Below are 21,072 nucleotides of genomic sequence, written 5' to 3' on the forward strand. Positions count from 1 at the left end.
TCAGACTCTCTGGGTAAGAGATTCACCGTGACAACGTGGTAGATGCAGTTCCGGTCTGCCAATTTGTAACGATGGTCCGCGGCTTTGCCAAGGACTAAAAGAAGAGGTGATGTCAGTGGCACTAGGTTTAGCAGCAAAAAAAGCAATCGTTAAAGAAGTTAACGAAGTTGCTTCAAACGCTCTATCCGTCGCTGTTGCTGAGTATCGCGGAATGGAAGTTGCGGACATGACCGTCCTGCGCCGTCAAGCTCGTGAGCAAGGTGTGTATCTGAAAGTTATTCGGAATACGCTTGCAAAACGTGCACTTGAAGGTACGCAGTTTGCGGACATGGACGAAGTACTTAAGGGCCCGCTAGTTTACGGCTTTTCTTTGGATGCACCAGGCGCTTCAGCGCGTCTTTTCAAAGATTTCAGCAAAACCAGTAAGCACCTGAAAGTGACTGCACTACATATCGGTAACGGTGTGATGGGCGCAGACAAACTTGATGCAGTTGCATCACTTCCGACGCGTGACGAAGCATTGGCGAAATTGCTAGCCACCTTCAAAGCACCTGTTAGTAAGTTCGTTCGTACAGTTAACGAAGTTCCTACTAAATTTGTGCGTGTGTTGGCGGCAATTAAAGACGCTAAATAGAAGCGGTTTAATTAACCAATTTTTTGTAATTTTTAACCCAGGAGTTTAGAGTTATGGCTCTTACTAAAGATGATATTTTGAATGCAATCGCTGAAATGCCAGTTATGGAACTGGTTGAGTTGATTGAAGCTGCAGAAGAAAAATTCGGTGTTGACGCATCTGCTGCTGTTGCAGTAGCTGCTGGTCCAGCTGCCGCTGCTGAAGCTGCAGAAGAGAAAACTGAATTTGACGTAGTGTTGAAATCAGCTGGTTCAAACAAAGTTGGCGCGATCAAAGCAGTTCGTAGCGCAACTGGTCTTGGCCTGAAAGAAGCGAAAGCTATGGTTGAGTCTGCACCTGTTGCCGTTAAAGAAGGCATCAGCAAAGACGACGCTGAAGCACTGAAGAAGCAGCTTGAAGAAGCTGGTGCAGAAGTTGAAGTTAAGTAAACAACTGCATACAAAAAACTTGGCCGTTTAGGCCTGGGCCTGGTGACTTTTTGAGTCACCAGGCTTTTTGCGCTGTTAAGCATGTATCATTTTTGCCCGTTATTGGGGTGCATGCTCGCGGTGACAAAAACGGGAACGACAAGCTATAACAAGCTTGTTTTTAACCATCGACTCCCCGGTGGTTAGGGTCATCAATCAGCTAGCTGAGGAACCCCATGGCGTACTCCTACTCTGAGAAAAAACGTATTCGCAAGGATTTTGGTAAGCGGCCTCATGTACTTGAAGTGCCTTACCTGTTGTCAATCCAATTAGATTCATTTAAAAAATTTATTGAGCTGGATCCAGAAGGTAATAATGGTCTGGAAGCAGCTTTTAGCTCAGTTTTTCCGATTACAGCGTATTCAGGTAATTCGGAATTACAATATGTGAGCTATCGTCTTGGTGAGCCGGTATTTGACGTTCAAGAATGTCAAATTCGGGGTATCACCTATTCTGCTCCATTGCGAGTAAAACTGCGTTTGGTTCTTTATGATAAAGAAGCAGCTGCAGGAACCGTTAAAGATATGCGCGAGCAAGAAGTGTACATGGGTGAAATTCCACTCATGACCGAGAATGGTACTTTTGTAATTAACGGTACCGAGCGCGTTATCGTTTCTCAGTTACACCGTTCGCCGGGCGTGTTCTTTGATCATGACAAGGGTAAAACCCACTCGTCAGGCAAAGTGCTCTACAACGCACGTGTAATTCCTTACCGTGGTTCGTGGTTAGATTTTGAATTTGACCCGAAGGACAACGTATTCGTACGTATTGACCGTCGTCGTAAATTACCGGCGTCGATTATTTTGCGTGCGCTGGAATACAGCACTGAAGAAATCCTTGAGATGTTCTTCGATACCACCTACTTCCAGTTCCGTGGTAAGAAAGTATTTATGCAGTTAGTGCCAGAGCGTCTGCGTGGCGAAACTGCGAAGTTTGATATTAAAAACGATGACGGCGAAGTTATCGTTGATAAAGGCCGTCGTATTACCGCGCGCCACATCAAACAGATTGAAGGCTTGAACCAACCAGAAATGGAAGTTCCATTAGAATATCTGGTCGGTAAAGTGCTAGCGAAAGGATACACCAATAAGAAGACCGGCGAAGTTGTGGCTGAGGCTAACGCTGAGTTGACCCTTGAATTATTGGCTGAATTACGTGAAGCGGGCTTCAAGAAATTTGAAACCTTGTTCGTGAATGATTTGGATCACGGTCCATACATGAGCGAAACCTTGCGCATCGATCCAAGCAGCAACCGTATGGAAGCTTTGGTTGAAATTTATCGCATGATGCGTCCGGGCGAGCCACCGACTAAAGAAGCGGCGGAATCCTTGTTCGACAACTTGTTCTTCAGTGATGACCGTTATGACTTGTCAGCGGTGGGTCGGATGAAGTTCAACCGTCGTTTAGGTCGTGATGATTTGACTGGTCCGGGTACCCTGACCAAAGAAGACATCATCGAAGTCATGCGTAAGTTGATCGAAATTCGTAACGGTCTTGATGAAGTGGATGATATTGACCACTTAGGTAACCGTCGTATTCGTTCAGTTGGCGAAATGGCCGAGAACCAATTCCGTGTAGGTCTGGTACGTGTTGAACGTGCAGTTAAAGAGCGTCTGAGTTTAGGCGATCTTGATGCGGTAATGCCGCAAGACCTGATCAACGCGAAGCCGATTAGTGCCGCGGTGAAAGAGTTCTTTGGCTCAAGCCAGTTGTCACAGTTCATGGACCAAAACAACCCGTTATCAGAAGTTACGCACAAGCGTCGTATTTCTGCTTTAGGTCCGGGTGGTTTGACTCGTGAGCGTGCCGGTTTCGAAGTTCGCGACGTGCATCCAACTCACTATGGTCGTGTGTGTCCGATCGAGACTCCTGAAGGTCCGAACATCGGTTTGATTAACTCACTGTCGACCTTTGCCCGTACCAACGAGTATGGTTTCCTTGAGACCCCGTACCGTCGGATCGACAATGGTGTAGTGACTGACGACGTTGATTACTTGTCAGCGATCGAAGAAGGTCAGTACGTCATTGCCCAGGCGAATGTCGTATTGAACGACAAAGGCGAATTGGTTGATGACCTGGTTCCGTGTCGTCACAAGAACGAATTTACCTTAATGTCGAAAGAACAAGTTCAATACATGGACGTCGCGCCGCAACAGATCGTATCGATCGCTGCGAGCCTGATTCCATTCCTTGAACACGACGATGCTAACCGTGCCTTGATGGGTTCGAACATGCAACGCCAGGCTGTGCCAACCCTGCGAGCTGATAAGCCGTTAGTAGGTACAGGTATTGAGCGTACCGTAGCGGTTGACTCGGGTGTAACCGTAGTCGCCAAGCGTGGTGGTGTGGTCGATAAAGTTGATGCCAGCCGTATCGTGGTAAAAGTTAACGAAGAAGAGATGGTGCCAGGCGAAGCCGGTATCGATATCTACAACCTTGTTAAGTACACCCGTTCGAACCAGAACACCTGTATTAACCAGACTCCGACAGTAAATGTTGGTGAACCGGTAATGCGTGGTGATGTACTGGCCGATGGTCCGTCAACAGACATGGGTGAATTGGCACTTGGCCAGAACTTGCGCGTCGCATTTATGCCGTGGAATGGTTACAACTTCGAGGATTCAATCCTGATCTCGGAGCGAGTGGTACAGGAAGACCGCTTAACAACTATTCATATTCAAGAGCTGAGCTGTGTTGCCCGTGATACTAAGCTGGGTGCAGAAGAAATCTCCTCTGATATTCCGAACGTTGGTGAGTCCGCACTGAACAAACTTGATGAGTCAGGTGTTGTTTACGTCGGTGCTGAAGTCAACGGCGGTGATATTCTGGTTGGTAAAGTGACGCCTAAAGGCGAAACCCAGCTGACTCCGGAAGAGAAACTGTTGCGAGCTATTTTTGGTGAGAAAGCGTCGGACGTGAAAGATAGTTCGCTACGTGTACCAAATGGTGTCACCGGTACGGTTATCGATGTCCAAGTTTTCACCCGTGATGGCGTGGAAAAAGATAAGCGTGCCCTGGATATCGAAAGCATGCAGTTGGAGCAGGTCAAGAAAGACTTAACCGACGAATTCAAGATCCTTGAGCGTGGTATCTACGAGCGTGCTCGCAGTCTGCTGCTTGCTAACGGTTTTGATGAGTCAAAACTTGCTGGTCTTGAACAAAGCAAATGGCTGACGCAAAACTTGAAGAAAGAAGATGCGCAGATGCAGCTTGAGCAAATTGCTCAGCAGTATGAAGAATTGCGCACTGATTTTGATAACAAGTTCGAAAACAAGCGTCGCAAAATCACCCAGGGTGATGACCTTGCGCCAGGCGTTTTGAAGATTGTTAAGGTTTACCTTGCGGTTCGTCGTCGTATCCAGCCGGGCGATAAGCTTGCTGGTCGTCACGGTAACAAAGGTGTTATCTCAACCATTCAACCGGTTGAAGACATGCCTTACGACGCTGATGGTAATCCGGTTGATATCGTACTCAACCCGTTGGGCGTACCTTCGCGTATGAACATCGGTCAGATCCTTGAAACCCACTTAGGTTTTGCGGCTCGCGGTATCGGTACCAAGATCGAAAAAATGATGAAGCAGCAAGCGAAAGTGGCTGAAATGCGTGAGTTCTTACAGAAGGTCTATGACCTTGGTTCGACTCGCCAGGACGTCGACATCAGTGAATTCAGTGATGACGAAGTCATGCGTCTGGCAACCAACCTGAAAAAAGGTTTGCCGACGGCGACGCCAGTATTCGATGGTGCTGTAGAAAGTGAAATTAAAGAACTCCTGAAACTGGGTGATTTGCCAGAGTCTGGCCAGATTACTCTGTATGACGGGCGTACTGGTGAACGCTTTGAGCGTGATGTAACCGTCGGTTACATGTACATGTTGAAACTTAACCACTTGGTTGACGACAAGATGCACGCACGTTCTACCGGTTCGTACAGCTTGGTTACCCAACAACCGTTGGGTGGTAAAGCGCAGTTCGGTGGCCAGCGCTTCGGTGAGATGGAAGTTTGGGCATTGGAAGCATACGGTGCTGCGTACACCTTGCAGGAAATGTTGACAGTGAAGTCGGACGACGTAAACGGTCGTACGAAGATGTACAAAAACATTGTCGACAACGACTTGCGAATGGAAGCAGGTATGCCGGAGTCCTTCAACGTATTGCTGAAGGAAATCCGCTCACTCGGTATCAACATTGAGTTGGACCAAGACTGAGACCACACCGGACGCTAATTGCCAGGAGATAAATCGTGAAAGACTTATTAAAGTTTTTAAAACCGTTAAACCAGACTGAAGAGTTCGATGCGATTCGCATCGGACTTGCTTCTCCGGATATGATCCGCAGCTGGTCTTTCGGTGAAGTGAAAAAGCCAGAAACGATCAACTATCGTACGTTCAAGCCTGAACGTGATGGTTTGTTCTGTGCGCGCATTTTTGGCCCGGTGAAAGACTACGAGTGCTTGTGCGGTAAGTACAAGCGCTTGAAGCATCGTGGCGTGATCTGTGAGAAGTGTGGTGTTGAAGTCACACTGACCAAGGTACGTCGTGAGCGCATGGGTCACATCGAATTGGCTAGCCCGGTTGCGCACATCTGGTTCCTGAAATCACTACCAAGCCGTATCGGCTTGATGCTTGATATGACCCTGCGTGATATCGAGCGGGTATTGTATTTTGAATCTTATGTCGTTACTGAAGGCGGTATGACTACGCTTGAGCGTGGCCAGATCCTTACTGAAGATGAGTATCTTGACTCGTTGGAAGAAAACGGTGACGAATTCGAAGCGAAAATGGGTGCCGAAGCAGTACTTAGCTTGTTGAAGCATATTGATATCGAAGCCGATATCAAAACCTTGCGTGAAGAGTTACCTGAAACCAATTCAGAAACCAAGCGTAAGAAAATCAGCAAGCGTCTGAAGTTGCTGGAATCGTTCCATAACTCTGGTAACAAACCAGAGTGGATGATCCTGAAAGTGCTACCTGTGTTGCCACCAGACCTGCGTCCGTTGGTACCACTTGATGGTGGCCGTTTTGCAACCTCAGACCTGAACGATCTGTATCGCCGTGTCATCAATCGTAACAACCGTTTGAAGCGTTTGTTGGACTTGGCGGCACCGGACATTATCGTGCGCAACGAAAAGCGTATGTTGCAGGAAGCTGTGGATGCATTGCTGGATAACGGCCGTCGCGGTCGTGCGATTACCGGCACTAACAAGCGTCCATTGAAATCACTTGCAGACATGATTAAAGGTAAGCAAGGTCGTTTCCGTCAAAACCTGCTAGGTAAGCGTGTCGACTACTCAGGCCGTTCAGTAATTACTGTTGGTCCTAAGTTACGCCTGCACCAGTGTGGTCTACCGAAGAAAATGGCATTGGAACTGTTCAAGCCGTTTATCTATGGCAAGCTTGAAGGCCGTGGTTTAGCGACCACCATCAAAGCTGCGAAGAAAATGGTAGAGCGCGAAATCCCGGAAGTATGGGACGTGCTTGATGAAGTGATCAAAGAACACCCAGTGATGCTGAACCGTGCACCAACGTTGCACCGTTTGGGTATCCAGGCGTTCGAACCAGTACTTATCGAAGGTAAGGCGATTCAGTTGCACCCACTCGTGTGTGCGGCATACAACGCCGACTTCGATGGTGACCAAATGGCCGTTCACTTGCCATTGACACTGGAAGCACAGCTTGAAGCGCGTGCGTTGATGATGTCAACGAACAACATTTTGTCACCTGCCAGTGGTGACCCGATTATCGTTCCATCACAGGACGTTGTCTTGGGTCTGTACTACATGACACGCGAAAAAATTAACGCGAAGGGCGAAGGCATGATCTTCAAAAACGCCAAGGAAGCTGAAAAAGCTTACCGTACTGGCGCAGCTGAATTGCATGCCCGCGTGAAAGTGCGTTTAGACGAAGTGCTGATCAGTGAAGAAGGCGAGCGTAGCGAGTTAACGACAATTTATGACACCACCGTTGGTCGTGCCATCTTGTCGCTGATTCTGCCAGAAGGTATGCCATTTGACATGATCAACCAGTCAATGGGTAAGAAACAGATCGGTCGCTTGTTGAACCGCTCTTACCGTGACATTGGTTTGAAGCCGACAGTTATTTTCGCCGACCAAATCATGTACACCGGTTTCCACTACGCAATGATTGCGGGTGCATCGGTTGGTATTGATGACATGGTTATTCCTGATGCGAAGAAAGAAATTATCGACGCAGCAGAAGAAGAAGTTGCTGAAATCCAGGAGCAGTTCGAACAAGGCTTGGTTACAGCAGGCGAGAAATACAACAAAGTTATCGATATCTGGTCGACCGCGAACGAGAAAGTTTCTAAGGCAATGATGGAAAACCTGTCGAAAGAAACTGTTATCAACGCGCAAGGCGAAGAAGAACAGCAAGACTCGTTTAACTCGGTCTACATGATGGCTGACTCAGGCGCTCGTGGTAGCCCTGCGCAGATTCGTCAGTTAGCTGGTATGCGTGGTCTGATGGCGAAGCCGGATGGCTCCATCATCGAAACGCCAATCACCGCGAACTTCCGTGAAGGTTTGAACGTACTTCAGTACTTCATCTCAACTCACGGTGCGCGTAAAGGTTTGGCGGATACGGCATTGAAAACAGCGAACTCAGGTTACCTGACGCGCCGGTTGGTCGATGTCGCACAAGACGTTGTAATCGTTCAGGAAGACTGTGGTACCCACGATGGCCTCTTCATCAAACCATTGATTGAAGGCGGTGACATTGTTGAGCCATTGCGTGAGCGTGTACTTGGTCGTGTGGTTTGTGATGATGTGTTGGAACCGGGTAGCAACGAAGTATTGATTCCACGTAATACGCTTCTCGATGAGAAGATGTGTGACGTGTTGGAACAAAACTCGATTGATGAAGTTAAAGTACGCTCGGTTATTACCTGTGATACTGACTTCGGTGTTTGTGCGAACTGTTACGGTCGTGACCTGGCACGTGGTCACCTGGTTAACCAGGGTGAGGCAGTGGGTGTTATTGCTGCGCAGTCCATCGGTGAGCCGGGAACCCAGCTGACCATGCGTACCTTCCACATTGGTGGTGCGGCATCGCGTGACTCAGCAGCCAACAACATTCAGGTGAAAAACAAAGGTACGTTGAAGTTACATAACGCTAAATATGTTACTAACAGCGAAGACCATATTGTTATCACTTCGCGGTCAACAGAACTGACGTTGATCGACGAGTTTGGTCGTGAGCGTGAGCGTTACAAAGTACCTTACGGTGCCGTCCTGAAGAAAAACGAAGGCGACACTGTTGAAGCTGGCGAAATCGTCGCGAACTGGGATCCGCACACGCACCCAATCGTTACCGAGGTGGCAGGTCGTCTGAAATTCGTTGATTTGATTGATGGTGTCACTATGACCCGTCAAACTGACGAATTGACTGGCCTTTCAAGTATCGTTGTACTGGAAACAGGACAACGGACCAGCGCCGGTAAAGATATGCGTCCAATGGTTAAATTGGTCGATGCCAAAGGTAAAGATGTCAACATCGCTGACACGGATATGCCAGCTCAGTACTTCTTACCGGGTAATGCGATCATTAACCTTGAAGATAACGCTGAGGTGAAAGTCGGTGATACGGTCGCGCGGATTCCGCAAGAGGGATCAAAAACGCGAGACATCACCGGTGGTCTACCGCGGGTTGCGGACTTGTTCGAAGCACGTCGGCCAAAAGAGCCTGCCATTTTGGCAGAGGTCACAGGTACGGTGAGCTTTGGTAAGGAAACGAAAGGCAAGCGTCGTTTACTGATTCTGCCAAGTGATGGTGATCAGTATGAAGAGATGATTCCTAAGCATCGTCAGCTGAACATCTTTGAAGGTGAATCGGTAACCAAAGGTGAAGTTATCGCCGATGGTCCAGAGGCTCCGCACGATATTTTACGTTTGCGTGGCGTCAGCGCCCTGGCAAACTATATCGTGAACGAGGTTCAGGAAGTTTATCGCTTACAAGGTGTTAAGATTAACGATAAGCACATCGAGACCATCGTGCGTCAGATGTTGCGTAAAGCGATTATCTTGAACCCAGGTGAGACTGAACTGCTTGAAGGCGAGATGATGGAGCTGTCAGAAGTGCTTGCTGCCAATGCGAAAGCAGAAGCAGACGGCAAACTGCCAGCGACCTATGAGCGTCAATTGCTGGGTATCACCAAAGCTTCATTGTCGACAGAGTCGTTCATTTCCGCGGCGTCGTTCCAGGAAACGACACGCGTACTGACCGAAGCTGCTGTGCAAGGTAAGCAGGATCCATTACGCGGTCTGAAAGAAAACGTTATCGTAGGTCGTTTGATTCCTGCTGGTACCGGTTTCGCTTACCATCGCGAACGTGCGCGCAAGCGTATGGAAGCGCTTGGCCAGGCGGATGCTCCGAAACTGACCGCGGAACAAGCAGAGCAGCAACTTGCTGACGCGCTTAACTTCGGTGATGAAGAGAGCGAAAACGGTAACAACGCTGAATAATCAGTCACCTGCCGTGCAATAAGTGAGGAGCCAGTACCTTGATCGGTACTGGCTCTTTTGTTTTTACCTTGACAGGTGAATTTCTGACCATTAAAATTCGGCCTCCCCATATTTAGGGCATTTAGCCCGTGGTGTGGGGAAACTTGGATTTTCACTCTGTTGAGCGACATCAACAAAATCAGGAGTAATGAATGGCAACAGTTAATCAGCTGGTGCGCAAAGGTCGTCAAAAGCCGGTTGTTAAAAGCAACGTTCCGGCACTTGAGGCTTGCCCACAGAAACGCGGTGTATGTACCCGTGTTTATACAACCACCCCGAAAAAGCCGAACTCAGCGCTACGTAAAGTATGCCGTGTGCGTTTGACGAACGGTTACGAAGTATCTTCGTACATCGGTGGTGAAGGTCACAACCTGCAAGAACACTCTGTCGTATTGATTCGCGGCGGCCGTGTAAAAGACTTGCCAGGTGTTCGCTATCACACAGTGCGCGGTGCGCTTGACTGTGCCGGCGTAAACGATCGGCGTCAAGGCCGTTCGAAATATGGCGCGAAGCGGCCGAAGTCTTAACGGTTCTCCGTTAGTAAGGCCAAACACTGTAATTTTTATGTTTTGGGGAAACCCTGAATTAATCGGAGAATATTAAGATGCCTAGAAGACGCGTCATTGGTCAACGTAAAATCCTGCCGGATCCTAAGTTCGGATCAGAGTTGTTGGCTAAATTTATCAATGTCGTCATGGTAGACGGCAAAAAATCTGTCGCAGAACATATTATCTATGGTGCTTTAGATATCATGGCTGAAAAGTCAAAGAAAGAGCACTTAGAAGTATTTGAAACGGCACTGGACAATGTACGTCCTACAGTTGAGGTTAAGTCGCGCCGCGTTGGTGGTTCAACTTATCAGGTTCCTGTAGAAGTTCGTCCGGTGCGTCGTAATGCACTGGCTATGCGCTGGTTAGTTGATGCTGCGCGTACTCGGGGTGAAAAATCCATGGCTCAGCGCCTAGCAGGTGAAATGCTAGACGCATCTGAAAATAAAGGCTCTGCTGTGAAGAAGCGTGAAGACGTCCACCGTATGGCCGAAGCGAACAAAGCGTTCGCCCATTACCGCTGGTAGACTCACAGTTAACCCAAAGAGGAATTTATGGCCCGTAAAACTTCGATTGAGCGCTATCGTAATATCGGTATCTGTGCTCACGTAGACGCAGGTAAAACAACCACCACAGAACGTGTGTTGTTCTACACCGGTCTATCTCACAAAATTGGTGAGGTACATGACGGTGCAGCAACCACTGACTGGATGGAGCAGGAACAAGAGCGTGGTATCACAATTACCTCAGCTGCAGTAACCTGTTTCTGGCGTGGTATGGATGCGCAGTTCCCAGAACACCGCGTCAACATCATCGACACCCCAGGACACGTAGACTTCACCATTGAAGTTGAGCGTTCTTTGCGTGTACTTGATGGTGCTGTTGTTGTTCTTTGTGCATCATCAGGCGTGCAGCCGCAAACCGAAACTGTTTGGCGTCAAGCTAATAAGTACGAAGTTCCACGTATGGTCTTCGTCAACAAGATGGACCGTGCAGGTGCGGACTTCTTGCGTGTTGTTAAACAGATCAAAGGTCGTCTGAACGCAACTCCAGTCCCAATTCACTTGGCGATCGGTGCTGAAGAAAACTTCAAAGGCGTCGTGGATCTGATCAAAATGAAAGCGATTAACTGGAACGAAGAAGATTCCGGTATGACCTTTACTTACGATCCAATTCCAGAAGACCTGGTTGACGAAGCTGAGCAGTATCACAACGAGTTGGTTGAAGCAGCAGCGGAAGCTAACGACGAGCTGATGAACAAGTACCTTGAAGAAGGTGAGTTGACTGAAGCTGAAATCAAATTTGGTCTTCGTCAGCGTACCCTGAACAACGAAATCGTATTGTGCTTGTGTGGTTCTGCATTTAAGAACAAAGGTGTACAGGCAGTACTTGACGCAGTTATCGAGTACCTACCGGCACCTACAGAAGTTAAAGCGATTCGCGGTATTCTGGACGATGAGTCAGAAGGCTTACGTAAGTCTGACGATGCTGAACCGTTTTCAGCATTGGCATTCAAAATCGCCACTGACCCGTTTGTTGGTACCTTAACCTTCTTACGCGTCTATTCAGGCGTTGTAAAACAAGGTGACACGGTTTACAACCCGGTGAAGAGCAAGCGCGAACGTATCGGTCGTATGGTACAGATGCACGCAAACGATCGTCAGGAAATCAAAGAGATTCTGGCGGGCGACATCGCGGCAGCAATCGGCCTGAAAGACGTAACTACTGGTGACACTTTGTGTGACCCGAACAACATTATTACGCTTGAGCGGATGGAATTCCCTGAGCCAGTAATCTCTGTTGCTGTAGAACCGAAAACTAAAGCTGACCAGGAAAAAATGGGTATTGCTTTAGGTAAATTGGCTGCAGAAGATCCGTCTTTCCGCGTCAAAACCGATGAAGAGTCTGGTCAAACGATCATCTCAGGTATGGGTGAGCTTCACCTGGACATCATCGTTGACCGTATGAAGCGTGAATTCAACGTTGAGTGTAACGTAGGTAAACCTCAGGTTGCTTATCGTGAAACTATCCGTAAAGCAGTGGAAGTTGAAGGTAAGTTCGTACGTCAATCAGGTGGTCGTGGTCAGTTTGGTCACGTTTGGTTGAAGATCGAGCCGATGGAATTCGATGCTTCTGACGAAGAGACCGCAAACTACGAATTCGTTAACGAAATCGTGGGTGGTGTGGTACCGAAGGAATATATTCCTGCGGTAGATAAAGGTATCCAAGAGCAAATGCAGAATGGTGTACTTGCTGGTTACCCGCTTCTCGGCGTTAAGGCAACCTTGTATGATGGTTCATACCACGATGTTGACTCCTCAGAAATGGCGTTTAAAATCGCGGGTAGCATGGCGTTCAAGAAAGGCGCATTGCAAGCTAACCCAGCGATTCTAGAGCCGATGATGAAAGTCGAAGTTGTTACTCCTGAAGACTTCATGGGTGACGTAGTTGGTGACTTGAACCGTCGTCGCGGTATCATCGAAGGCATGGAAGATGCTGCAGGTGATTTGAAAGAAGTCCGCGCGCAAGTTCCATTATCAGAAATGTTCGGTTACGCTACTGACCTGCGTTCGCAGACTCAGGGCCGTGCATCTTATGCAATGGAATTCTTGAAGTACGCTGAAGCACCTAACAACATTGCTGAGCAGGTAATTGCTGCTCGTCAAACTAAAGATTAAGTAGAGTCTGGTCCGGTTCTCTACGGGACCGGACTTTTAACTTAAGTTAAGGAAAAGTCATGTCAAAAGAAAAATTTCAACGTTCAAAACCCCATGTGAACGTAGGTACAATCGGCCACGTTGACCATGGTAAAACTACTCTGACTGCTGCCATTACAACAGTATTGGCAAAAACCTACGGTGGTTCTGCGAAGGACTTCGCAATGATCGATAACGCGCCAGAAGAAAAAGCGCGTGGTATCACCATCTCAACTTCACACGTTGAGTATGACACGCCAGCGCGTCACTACGCACACGTTGACTGCCCAGGACACGCTGACTATGTGAAAAACATGATCACCGGTGCTGCGCAGATGGACGGCGCGATCCTGGTTGTAGCAGCGACCGACGGTCCAATGCCACAAACACGTGAGCACATCTTGTTGTCACGTCAGGTAGGCGTACCTTTCATCGTTGTATTCATGAACAAATGTGACATGGTCGACGACGAAGAGTTGTTAGAGCTGGTTGAGATGGAAGTTCGTGAACTTCTTTCAGAGTACGATTTCCCAGGTGACGACTTGCCAGTAATTCAAGGTTCAGCGCTGAAAGCGTTGGAAGGCGAAGAGCAGTGGGAAGCGAAGATCATCGAACTGGCAGAAGCACTGGATACTTACATCCCAGAGCCAGAGCGTGATATCGATAAGCCGTTCATCATGCCAATCGAAGACGTATTCTCAATCTCAGGCCGTGGTACTGTAGTAACTGGTCGTGTAGAGCGTGGTATCGTTCGCACAGGTGACGAAGTTGAAATCGTAGGTATCAAAGATACTACGAAGACTATCGTAACTGGTGTTGAGATGTTCCGTAAGTTGCTTGACGAAGGTCGTGCAGGTGAGAACATCGGCGCATTGTTGCGTGGTACTAAGCGTGACGAAATTCAACGTGGTCAGGTATTGGCGAAGCCAGGTTCAATCACTCCGCACACTAAATTTGAAGCGGAAGTATACGTATTGAACAAAGAAGAAGGTGGCCGTCATACGCCATTCTTCAAAGGCTACCGTCCACAGTTCTACTTCCGTACCACTGACGTAACTGGTGCAGTCCAGTTGCCAGAAGGCGTGGAAATGGTAATGCCAGGCGACAACCTGAAGTTTGTTGTTGAACTGATTCACCCAATCGCGATGGACGAAGGTTTACGCTTCGCAATCCGTGAAGGTGGCCGTACAGTAGGCGCTGGCGTAGTATCGAAAATTATCGATTAATAACGCCGCGTTGAACTGACGCAATTGAAAAGGGAGCCTCGGCTCCCTTTTTTAATGGGCAAAGCAAAAGCGTTATTCGCTATTAGATATTAGTTATTAGAAAACCAATAACTATTAACCAATAACTGGTAGCGCTTTTGTTTTTATCCTCCAATAACTAATATCTGATAGCTAATAACGCTCTTGGTTTTTGCAGACTTGACTTTCGTGGGGCTGGGAAGGAAGATAAATTTAATTTAAGCCATGCCGGGACTATCGTGCGCTGGATCCTTTTTTGCCTACTCATTGTTGTTGCTAACACCTCAGCTATTAGCCATGCAGCCGAACGCGTGGTCGTTGCAGCTTACGATTTTCCTCCTTATTTCTCCGCCTATGAAGACCAGCACCTCGTTGGTGACCTGTTAGAGGCTCTCAATCAACGTCAGAGCGATTATCACTTCATACTCGAGGATGTCCCTTCCAAAGCTCGTTTCCGTGCTCTTAGCGAGCCTGGGTGCTGCCAGATGATTCTTTTTGAGTCGCCGAAATGGGGCTGGCCACAGCAGTTACCGTCGGTGACGGCGGGGCGGGTTCTGGTACTTGGCTCGGAACGGCTGGTTACCGTTAAAAAGGGCAAACGCGGACAGGAATATTTCAGTCGTCCGGGATTGCGTTTTGGCGGGTTGACCGGTTATCACTATCCGTTCCTTGAGAACCATACTGATCAAGGTGTTTTGGAAGATCGCTATAACGTCTACCTGTCGCTTAGCCACGAGGTAAACATCAAGATGTTGCTTAACGGCCGTCTAGATGTCGTAATGTTGCATGATGAATACCTCCAGCAGCAACGAGACGAGCCTTGGTTCGACAAGTTATTGCTGAAACAGGAACCCTATGACAATTATGATCTCAGGACATTAGTAAATCCCGCGAAAGGGTTTACCCTTGAGGACTGGCAAACAGTGCTGCAGCCGCTCATTGACGACGGAACTTTTGCCGAAATCCTTGGTAATTACGGTCTGCCCTGGCCGCCGCAACAACCTGACATTCCAAATCTAATAGACACTGAGACCTAACTGATTGGCGAGGTTGCGAATCATCGCCATGCCTCTGGCCGAGTTACCATAACTGTTCAACGGTGGCGACCATGCCGCGATAACCCCGTACTCGGGGACAATAGCAACAATTCCGCCGCCAACCCCACTTTTTGCCGGTAACCCTACAGTAAACGCAAACTGACCTGACTGATCATACATTCCACTGGTACTCAGTAATGCGTTGATCCGTTGGGCGTCGCGGTGGGAAGTTATTTGCTTGCCACTGCGCGGACATTTACCACGATTGGCTAAAAACGCCAGGCTGCGGGCAAGATCCTCGGTGTTCATGGTAAGCGCACATTGCCAGAAATAATGGTCGAGTACCTCCTCAACGTCAGCTTCGATATTACCAAAGCTTTTCATCAGATAGGCTAGCGCAGCGTTACGTGAACCGTGCTCACGTTCGGACTCATGTACACGACTGTCAGCCATTACCGAGTCGTTATTACAAAGGCCCCGTACCATGCTTAGTACCGCTGATTTACTTGCTGAGTAATGGCTCACGAGCACATCGCTGACAAGTATGGCTCCGGCATTAATCATAGGGTTGCGCGGTATACCGCGTTCCCACTCCAGCTGCACGATAGAATTAAACGGCTGGCCTGAGGGCTCCATTTGCACCCGTTCCCACAAACTCTCCCCGGTCCGCTCCATGGCCAGCATTAAGCCAAAAATCTTAGAAATTGACTGAATTGAAAAGGCACTATCAGTGTCACCGACGGAGGTCACCATACCGTCAAGTGTGGCGACGGTAAGCGCACAATAGTCTGGCTTCACTTCCGCCAGCGCAGGAATATAATCCGCGACTTTGCCGTCAGTGACACTTAAAGCTTGCTGCAAAATTTCTTGCAGCAAGGGTTTGAGGTTCTCCGGGGCATTTATCGATTGCCCACCACTAATCACATCATTGGTCATAAAATTTACTTTAACATTGGTGCCAAAAAGCGCGCAGTGTGTGATCGATCATTTGAGATGATCTTCTCTGGTGCGCCTTCGGTGAGAATTTCACCACCGCCGGCCCCGCCTTCAGGACCGAGGTCGACAATCCAGTCGGCGGTTTTCACAACATCCAGGTTGTGCTCAATAATCACCACTGTGTTGCCATGATCCCGTAAGCGGTGCAATACCGTGAGAAGCTGCTGAATATCGTGAAAATGCAAGCCTGTGGTTGGCTCATCGAGAATATACAGAGTTTTGCCGGTATCGCGCTTCGATAATTCGCGCGAAAGTTTTACCCTTTGCGCTTCGCCGCCTGATAAGGTGGTTGCCGACTGTCCTAAGCGAACGTAACTGAGACCGACATCCATTAAGGTTTGCAACTTACGCGCGATTGCCGGCACTGGCGCGAAGAACTCATGCGCATCTTCGATGGTCATGTCTAACACTTCGTGAATATTTTTGCCTTTATATTTGATTTCCAGGGTTTCGCGATTGTAGCGTTTGCCCTTACAAATATCACAAGGCACATAGACGTCGGGTAAGAAGTGCATTTCGACCTTAATTACACCATCACCCTGACAGGCTTCACAACGACCGCCGCGCACGTTGAAACTAAAGCGGCCAGGCTTATAACCCCGTGAGCGCGCTTCTTCAGTTCCTGAAAATAACTCGCGAACAGGCGTGAAGATACCGGTGTAGGTCGCTGGATTTGAGCGCGGCGTCCGACCAATCGGGCTTTGATCAATATCTACTACTTTATCAAGGTATTGCATGCCGTCGATCGCGGTGTAAGGAGCAGGTTCTACTGCCGTTGCCTTGTTCAGATCACGATGCGCGATGCGGAACAAGGTGTCGTTGATCAGCGTCGATTTACCCGATCCCGATACGCCAGTGATGCACGACATTAAGCCGATCGGCAGTCGCAAAGTGACATCTTTCAGATTGTTGCCACTGGCGCCGCTAAGGGTAAGCCATTTGTCGCCTGGCTGGTGGCGCTCGGCAGGGATAGCAATTTCCTTACGTCCGGACAGGTAGTCTGCGGTTAGCGAGCGCTCACTTGCAAGGATGTCATCGATTGTGCCCTGAGCGACAATCTCGCCGCCATGCACACCGGCCCCGGGACCAATATCGATCACGTGGTCAGCAGAGCGGATGGCATCTTCGTCATGCTCGACCACGATCACGGTGTTGCCCAGGTCACGCAAACGGGTAAGGGTATTCAATAAGCGTTCGTTGTCGCGCTGATGTAGGCCAATGGACGGCTCATCAAGCACGTACATGACACCTACCAGACCGGCACCAATCTGACTGGCCAGACGAATGCGCTGCGCTTCGCCACCGGAAAGTGTATCGGCACTGCGCGACAGACTTAAGTAATTAAGGCCAACATTGACCAGGAAGCCGAGACGGTCGTTGATCTCTTTTAAAATCTTTTCCGCAATTTGTGCGCGCTGGCCATCAAGCTGCAGACCCTGAAAAAATTCAAGTGCCGCGCCAATAGATTGGTCCACCACTTCTGGTAAGGTGGTGTCATTGACAAAGACATTACGTGCTTCCTGCCGCAACCGTGCGCCGCCACAGCTTTTACAGGGCTGAGAGGCAAGGTATTTAGCAAGTTCCTCACGTACCGCGGTCGAATCTGTTTCGCGGTAGCGCCGCTGCATATTGGGGATGATGCCTTCAAAGACATGTTTACGCACTACGCGGTCGCCACGGTCATTCATGTAGGTAAACTGAATTTCTTCACGACCACTGCCAAATAAGATAACGTTGCGATGCGCCTCACTCAGCGCATTAAAAGGCTGGTTCAGATCGAAGCCATAATGCTTGGCCAGCGATTGCAGCATCTGATAGTAGTAGAAATTGCGTTTATCCCAGCCGCGAATGGCACCACCGGTAAGGCTTAGCTCGTCGTTATTGATAACGCGCTGCGGGTCAAAAAACTGTTCAATGCCCAAACCGTCACATGAGGTACAAGCACCAGCTGGGTTGTTGAAAGAGAACAGCCGGGGTTCCAACTCCTGCATGCTATAGCCACATTGTGGACAGGCAAAGTTAGCCGAGAAAATCATCGCAGCAAGTTTCGAGTCGCTATCAAGCGGCGCGACAATTGCAGTGCCGCCGCTTAATTCCAGCGCAGTTTCGAACGACTCGGCAAGACGCAGTTCGAGGCCCTCGCGAACTTTGATGCGGTCGACTACCACCTCAATGGTGTGTTTCTTTTGTAATTCGAGTTTCGGCGGATCGCTGAGATCACAGAGTTCGCCATCAATCCGGGCACGGATAAAGCCTTGTGCCGCAAGGTTATCGAGAACCTTGTTATGCTCACCCTTACGGTCCTGAATAATTGGCGCCAGAATCATGAGCTTTTCACCTTCCGGTAACGCCAGCACCTGATCTACCATTTGCGACACCGTTTGCGCAGCAAGCGGTTGGTGGTGGGTTGGACAGCGAGGCTCACCAACCCGGGCGAACATCAAACGCAGATAGTCATAAATTTCGGTAATGGTACCGACCGTCGAGCGCGGATTATGCGAGGTCGATTTTTGTTCAATTGAAATGGCTGGTGACAAACCCTCGATGCTATCAACATCAGGCTTTTCCATCAGCGATAAAAACTGTCGCGCGTACGCTGAAAGTGATTCGACGTAGCGACGTTGCCCTTCTGCGTAGAGCGTGTCGAACGCCAACGAGGATTTCCCGGAACCTGACAGGCCGGTGATCACGATAAGTTTATCGCGAGGGATTGTCAGCTGCAGATTTTTTAAGTTATGGGTGCGTGCGCCGCGTACTTCAATAAAGTCCATAGTGTAACCTGTAACTCCGTTGGCGAAAATGAATCGAGCATTATCGCACAGTGACCACCTTCTGGTACAATCACCAGCGAATTTTTCTAGCAACGCCGAGAGATAGATGCCTAAGTCTTCGAACGATCAACGTCTTACCACCGTAGAACGCCGTGCTTCGGGTGCGTTAGCTGCCGTCTTTGGGTTACGGATGTTAGGTCTGTTTCTGATCATGCCGGTGATGGCAATTTACGGAAAAAACTACCCTGACTACACGCCGCTGCTGATTGGTTTGGCTATTGGTGCCTATGGTTTAACCCAGGCATTGTTGCAAATCCCGATGGGCATGCTGTCGGATCGCATTGGCCGACGCCCGGTGATTATTGGTGGCTTGATTGTCTTTATTGTGGGCAGCCTGGTTGCAGCCTATGCAGAAACCTTAACGGGAGTTGTCATCGGCCGTGCGATGCAGGGCATGGGTGCAATCGCGGCAGCCATTCTGGCGCTTGCGGCAGATATTACACGTGATTCACAACGGCCCAAAGTGATGGCGATGATCGGCATGTGTATCGGCCTTTCCTTCGCTCTTGCACTGGTTCTCGGGCCGCTACTCGGACAGTACATCGGCTTATCCGGATTATTCCTGTTTACTGCAATTACCGCCGTGTTCGGATTACTGGTATTTGCTTTTGCGGTGCCTAAAGTCGAGCTGCGTGCAGCGCGCGGCGACTTGCTGCCGAATCTTGCTGAGCTAGGGCAAATCGCCAGACATCCGCAACTTGCCCGGTTAAACGGTGGGGTGTTTATTCTGCACTGCCTGCTGACGGCGTTTTTTGTCGTAGTACCGACTCAGCTCGTGGCTGGCGGCTTAGCTAGTGAGCAACATGCCTGGTTGTATCTGCCAACGTTGTTTTTGTCGTTTGTGTTTATGATCCCGATGCTCATATGGGCGGAGAAACGGCGCAAACAGCCGATGTTTTTCCGAATCGCAATTTTATTGCTGCTAACTGCTGTAGCCATTATCGGATGGGCACAGGGTAGTTGGCTGATTTTTATCATCGCAATTGTCCTGTTCTTCACTGGTTTTAACTTTCTGGAAGCGACCTTACCCTCGAGTCTTACCCGCTTTGCGCCCGCGGGGCGTAAGGGCAGTGCCAGTGGAGTCTATGCGACGGCTCAGTTTGGCGGCGCCTTTGTTGGCGGTCTGGCAGGGGGTCTATTACTGCAAGCTTATGGCCTGAGCGGCGTTGTCTGGTTTAGCGTTATCTTGCTAGTATGCTGGTTTGTGATTTCGTTTGGTATGAAACCGCCACCGCAGTGGCAGAATGTCAGCTTTAAATTGCGCGCTTTAGGTAACGATGAAATTCAAGCGCTTGCGGATAGTCTGGCTGACGCCGAAGGGGTGGAAGAAGTTCGAATCGTGACTACCGAGCAAACCGCCTATTTAAAAGTTCACAAAACCGATTACAATGAACAAGCGATTACGGCGCTGGTTGCGTCGTACCAATAGACAAGATAGGAGCAGGGCATGGCCAGTCGTGGCATTAATAAAGTTATCCTTATCGGCAACTTAGGCGCCGATCCAGAAATTCGTTACACGCAGAATAATACAGCGATTGCCAACCTGTCGATTGCCACCAGTGAAACCTGGAAAGATAAGCAAACCGGCGAACCGCGCGAGCAGACCGAATGGCATCGTTGTGTTGCCTATCGCCGGTTAGCGGAAATTGCCGGTGAGTATTTGAAGAAAGGCTCAAAGGTTTACGTTGAAGGCCGCCTGCAAACACGTAAATGGCAAGGTCAGGATGGCGTAGAACGTTACACGACCGAGATCGTCATCAACGAAATGCAAATGCTTGATGGTCGTCCGGGCAGTGGTCAGGGCGGCGGCTATCAGAGCCAGGGGCAAAGCCAGAATCAAGGGCAAAACCAGAGCGGGCAAAGTGGCCAGTTCCAGCAAGGTGGCCAGCAGCGCCAACCAGCGCCATCGCAGTCACAGCAACGTCCGGCACAGCAGCCTGAGCCAGAGCCTTTTGTTCCGGATCAGGAATTTGACGACGATATTCCGTTCTAGGTTTCACTCTCTGCTTAGTGAAAAATGTTCCTCCAAAGCCCCTTTTATCAGGGGCTTATTTTTTAATTAAGCAAGGAGCTGGCGCATCTTGGTCCGGGCTTGGTTGACTTG

Annotated in this window: 13 protein-coding genes; 11 read left to right on the plus strand and 2 right to left on the minus strand. The window is 49.2% G+C overall.

The window, feature by feature from the left end; translation table 11 throughout:
• Positions 1 to 115 precede the first annotated feature (115 nt).
• From rplJ to CWI69_RS07945, 9 genes are all read left to right on the plus strand, one after another.
• Complete coding sequence (gene rplJ, locus CWI69_RS07905; protein ID WP_126763542.1) at positions 116 to 634, plus strand: 50S ribosomal protein L10; 519 nt, start codon at positions 116 to 118, stop codon at positions 632 to 634.
• 53 nt (positions 635 to 687) lie between these two features.
• Complete coding sequence (gene rplL, locus CWI69_RS07910) at positions 688 to 1,062, plus strand: 50S ribosomal protein L7/L12 (protein ID WP_126763544.1); 375 nt, start codon at positions 688 to 690, stop codon at positions 1,060 to 1,062.
• A gap of 215 nt (positions 1,063 to 1,277) precedes the next feature.
• On the plus strand, positions 1,278 to 5,306 hold the full coding sequence (gene rpoB, locus CWI69_RS07915) for a DNA-directed RNA polymerase subunit beta (protein ID WP_126763546.1): 4,029 nt from the start codon (positions 1,278 to 1,280) through the stop codon (positions 5,304 to 5,306).
• Positions 5,307 to 5,341: 35 nt separating this feature from the next.
• Positions 5,342 to 9,577: a DNA-directed RNA polymerase subunit beta' gene (gene rpoC, locus CWI69_RS07920; protein WP_126763548.1), complete on the plus strand. Its 4,236-nt coding sequence runs from the start codon at positions 5,342 to 5,344 to the stop codon at positions 9,575 to 9,577.
• A 191-nt stretch (positions 9,578 to 9,768) separates the two neighbouring features.
• The gene (gene rpsL, locus CWI69_RS07925; protein ID WP_126763550.1) at positions 9,769 to 10,143 is read left to right on the plus strand and encodes a 30S ribosomal protein S12; all 375 of its coding nucleotides are present in this window, start codon (positions 9,769 to 9,771) and stop codon (positions 10,141 to 10,143) included.
• A 77-nt stretch (positions 10,144 to 10,220) separates the two neighbouring features.
• Positions 10,221 to 10,691: a 30S ribosomal protein S7 gene (gene rpsG / locus CWI69_RS07930; RefSeq protein WP_126763551.1), complete on the plus strand. Its 471-nt coding sequence runs from the start codon at positions 10,221 to 10,223 to the stop codon at positions 10,689 to 10,691.
• A 27-nt stretch (positions 10,692 to 10,718) separates the two neighbouring features.
• A complete protein-coding gene (gene fusA, locus CWI69_RS07935) occupies positions 10,719 to 12,842 on the plus strand; it encodes an elongation factor G (RefSeq protein ID WP_126763553.1) in 2,124 nt (707 codons plus the stop codon).
• Between the two features lie 59 nt (positions 12,843 to 12,901).
• Positions 12,902 to 14,086, plus strand: a complete 1,185-nt coding sequence (tuf, locus tag CWI69_RS07940) for an elongation factor Tu (RefSeq protein ID WP_126763555.1) — start codon at positions 12,902 to 12,904, stop codon at positions 14,084 to 14,086.
• A 257-nt stretch (positions 14,087 to 14,343) separates the two neighbouring features.
• Positions 14,344 to 15,141 (plus strand): hypothetical protein, encoded by a 798-nt coding sequence (locus CWI69_RS07945; protein WP_126763557.1) that lies wholly within the window; start codon positions 14,344 to 14,346, stop codon positions 15,139 to 15,141.
• Here the strand turns inward: CWI69_RS07945 and glsA are convergent.
• Both glsA and uvrA read right to left on the minus strand, forming a co-directional pair.
• A complete protein-coding gene (gene glsA / locus CWI69_RS07950; protein ID WP_126763559.1) occupies positions 15,121 to 16,077 on the minus strand; it encodes a glutaminase A in 957 nt (318 codons plus the stop codon). The two genes, CWI69_RS07945 and glsA, sit on opposite strands and share 21 nt — an antisense overlap.
• A gap of 5 nt (positions 16,078 to 16,082) precedes the next feature.
• A complete protein-coding gene (uvrA, locus tag CWI69_RS07955; protein ID WP_126763561.1) occupies positions 16,083 to 18,908 on the minus strand; it encodes an excinuclease ABC subunit UvrA in 2,826 nt (941 codons plus the stop codon).
• A 106-nt stretch (positions 18,909 to 19,014) separates the two neighbouring features.
• On the opposite strand from uvrA, the gene CWI69_RS07960 reads away from it, so the two are divergent.
• Together CWI69_RS07960 and ssb are read left to right on the plus strand one after the other, a co-directional pair.
• Positions 19,015 to 20,397: an MFS transporter gene (locus tag CWI69_RS07960; protein WP_126763563.1), complete on the plus strand. Its 1,383-nt coding sequence runs from the start codon at positions 19,015 to 19,017 to the stop codon at positions 20,395 to 20,397.
• A gap of 18 nt (positions 20,398 to 20,415) precedes the next feature.
• Complete coding sequence (ssb, locus tag CWI69_RS07965; protein ID WP_126763565.1) at positions 20,416 to 20,961, plus strand: single-stranded DNA-binding protein; 546 nt, start codon at positions 20,416 to 20,418, stop codon at positions 20,959 to 20,961.
• Positions 20,962 to 21,072: the final 111 nt, after the last annotated feature.

Origin of the sequence: Pseudidiomarina halophila (assembly GCF_003987215.1) — a bacterium.
In the GTDB taxonomy this organism is placed as follows: domain Bacteria; phylum Pseudomonadota; class Gammaproteobacteria; order Enterobacterales; family Alteromonadaceae; genus Pseudidiomarina; species Pseudidiomarina halophila.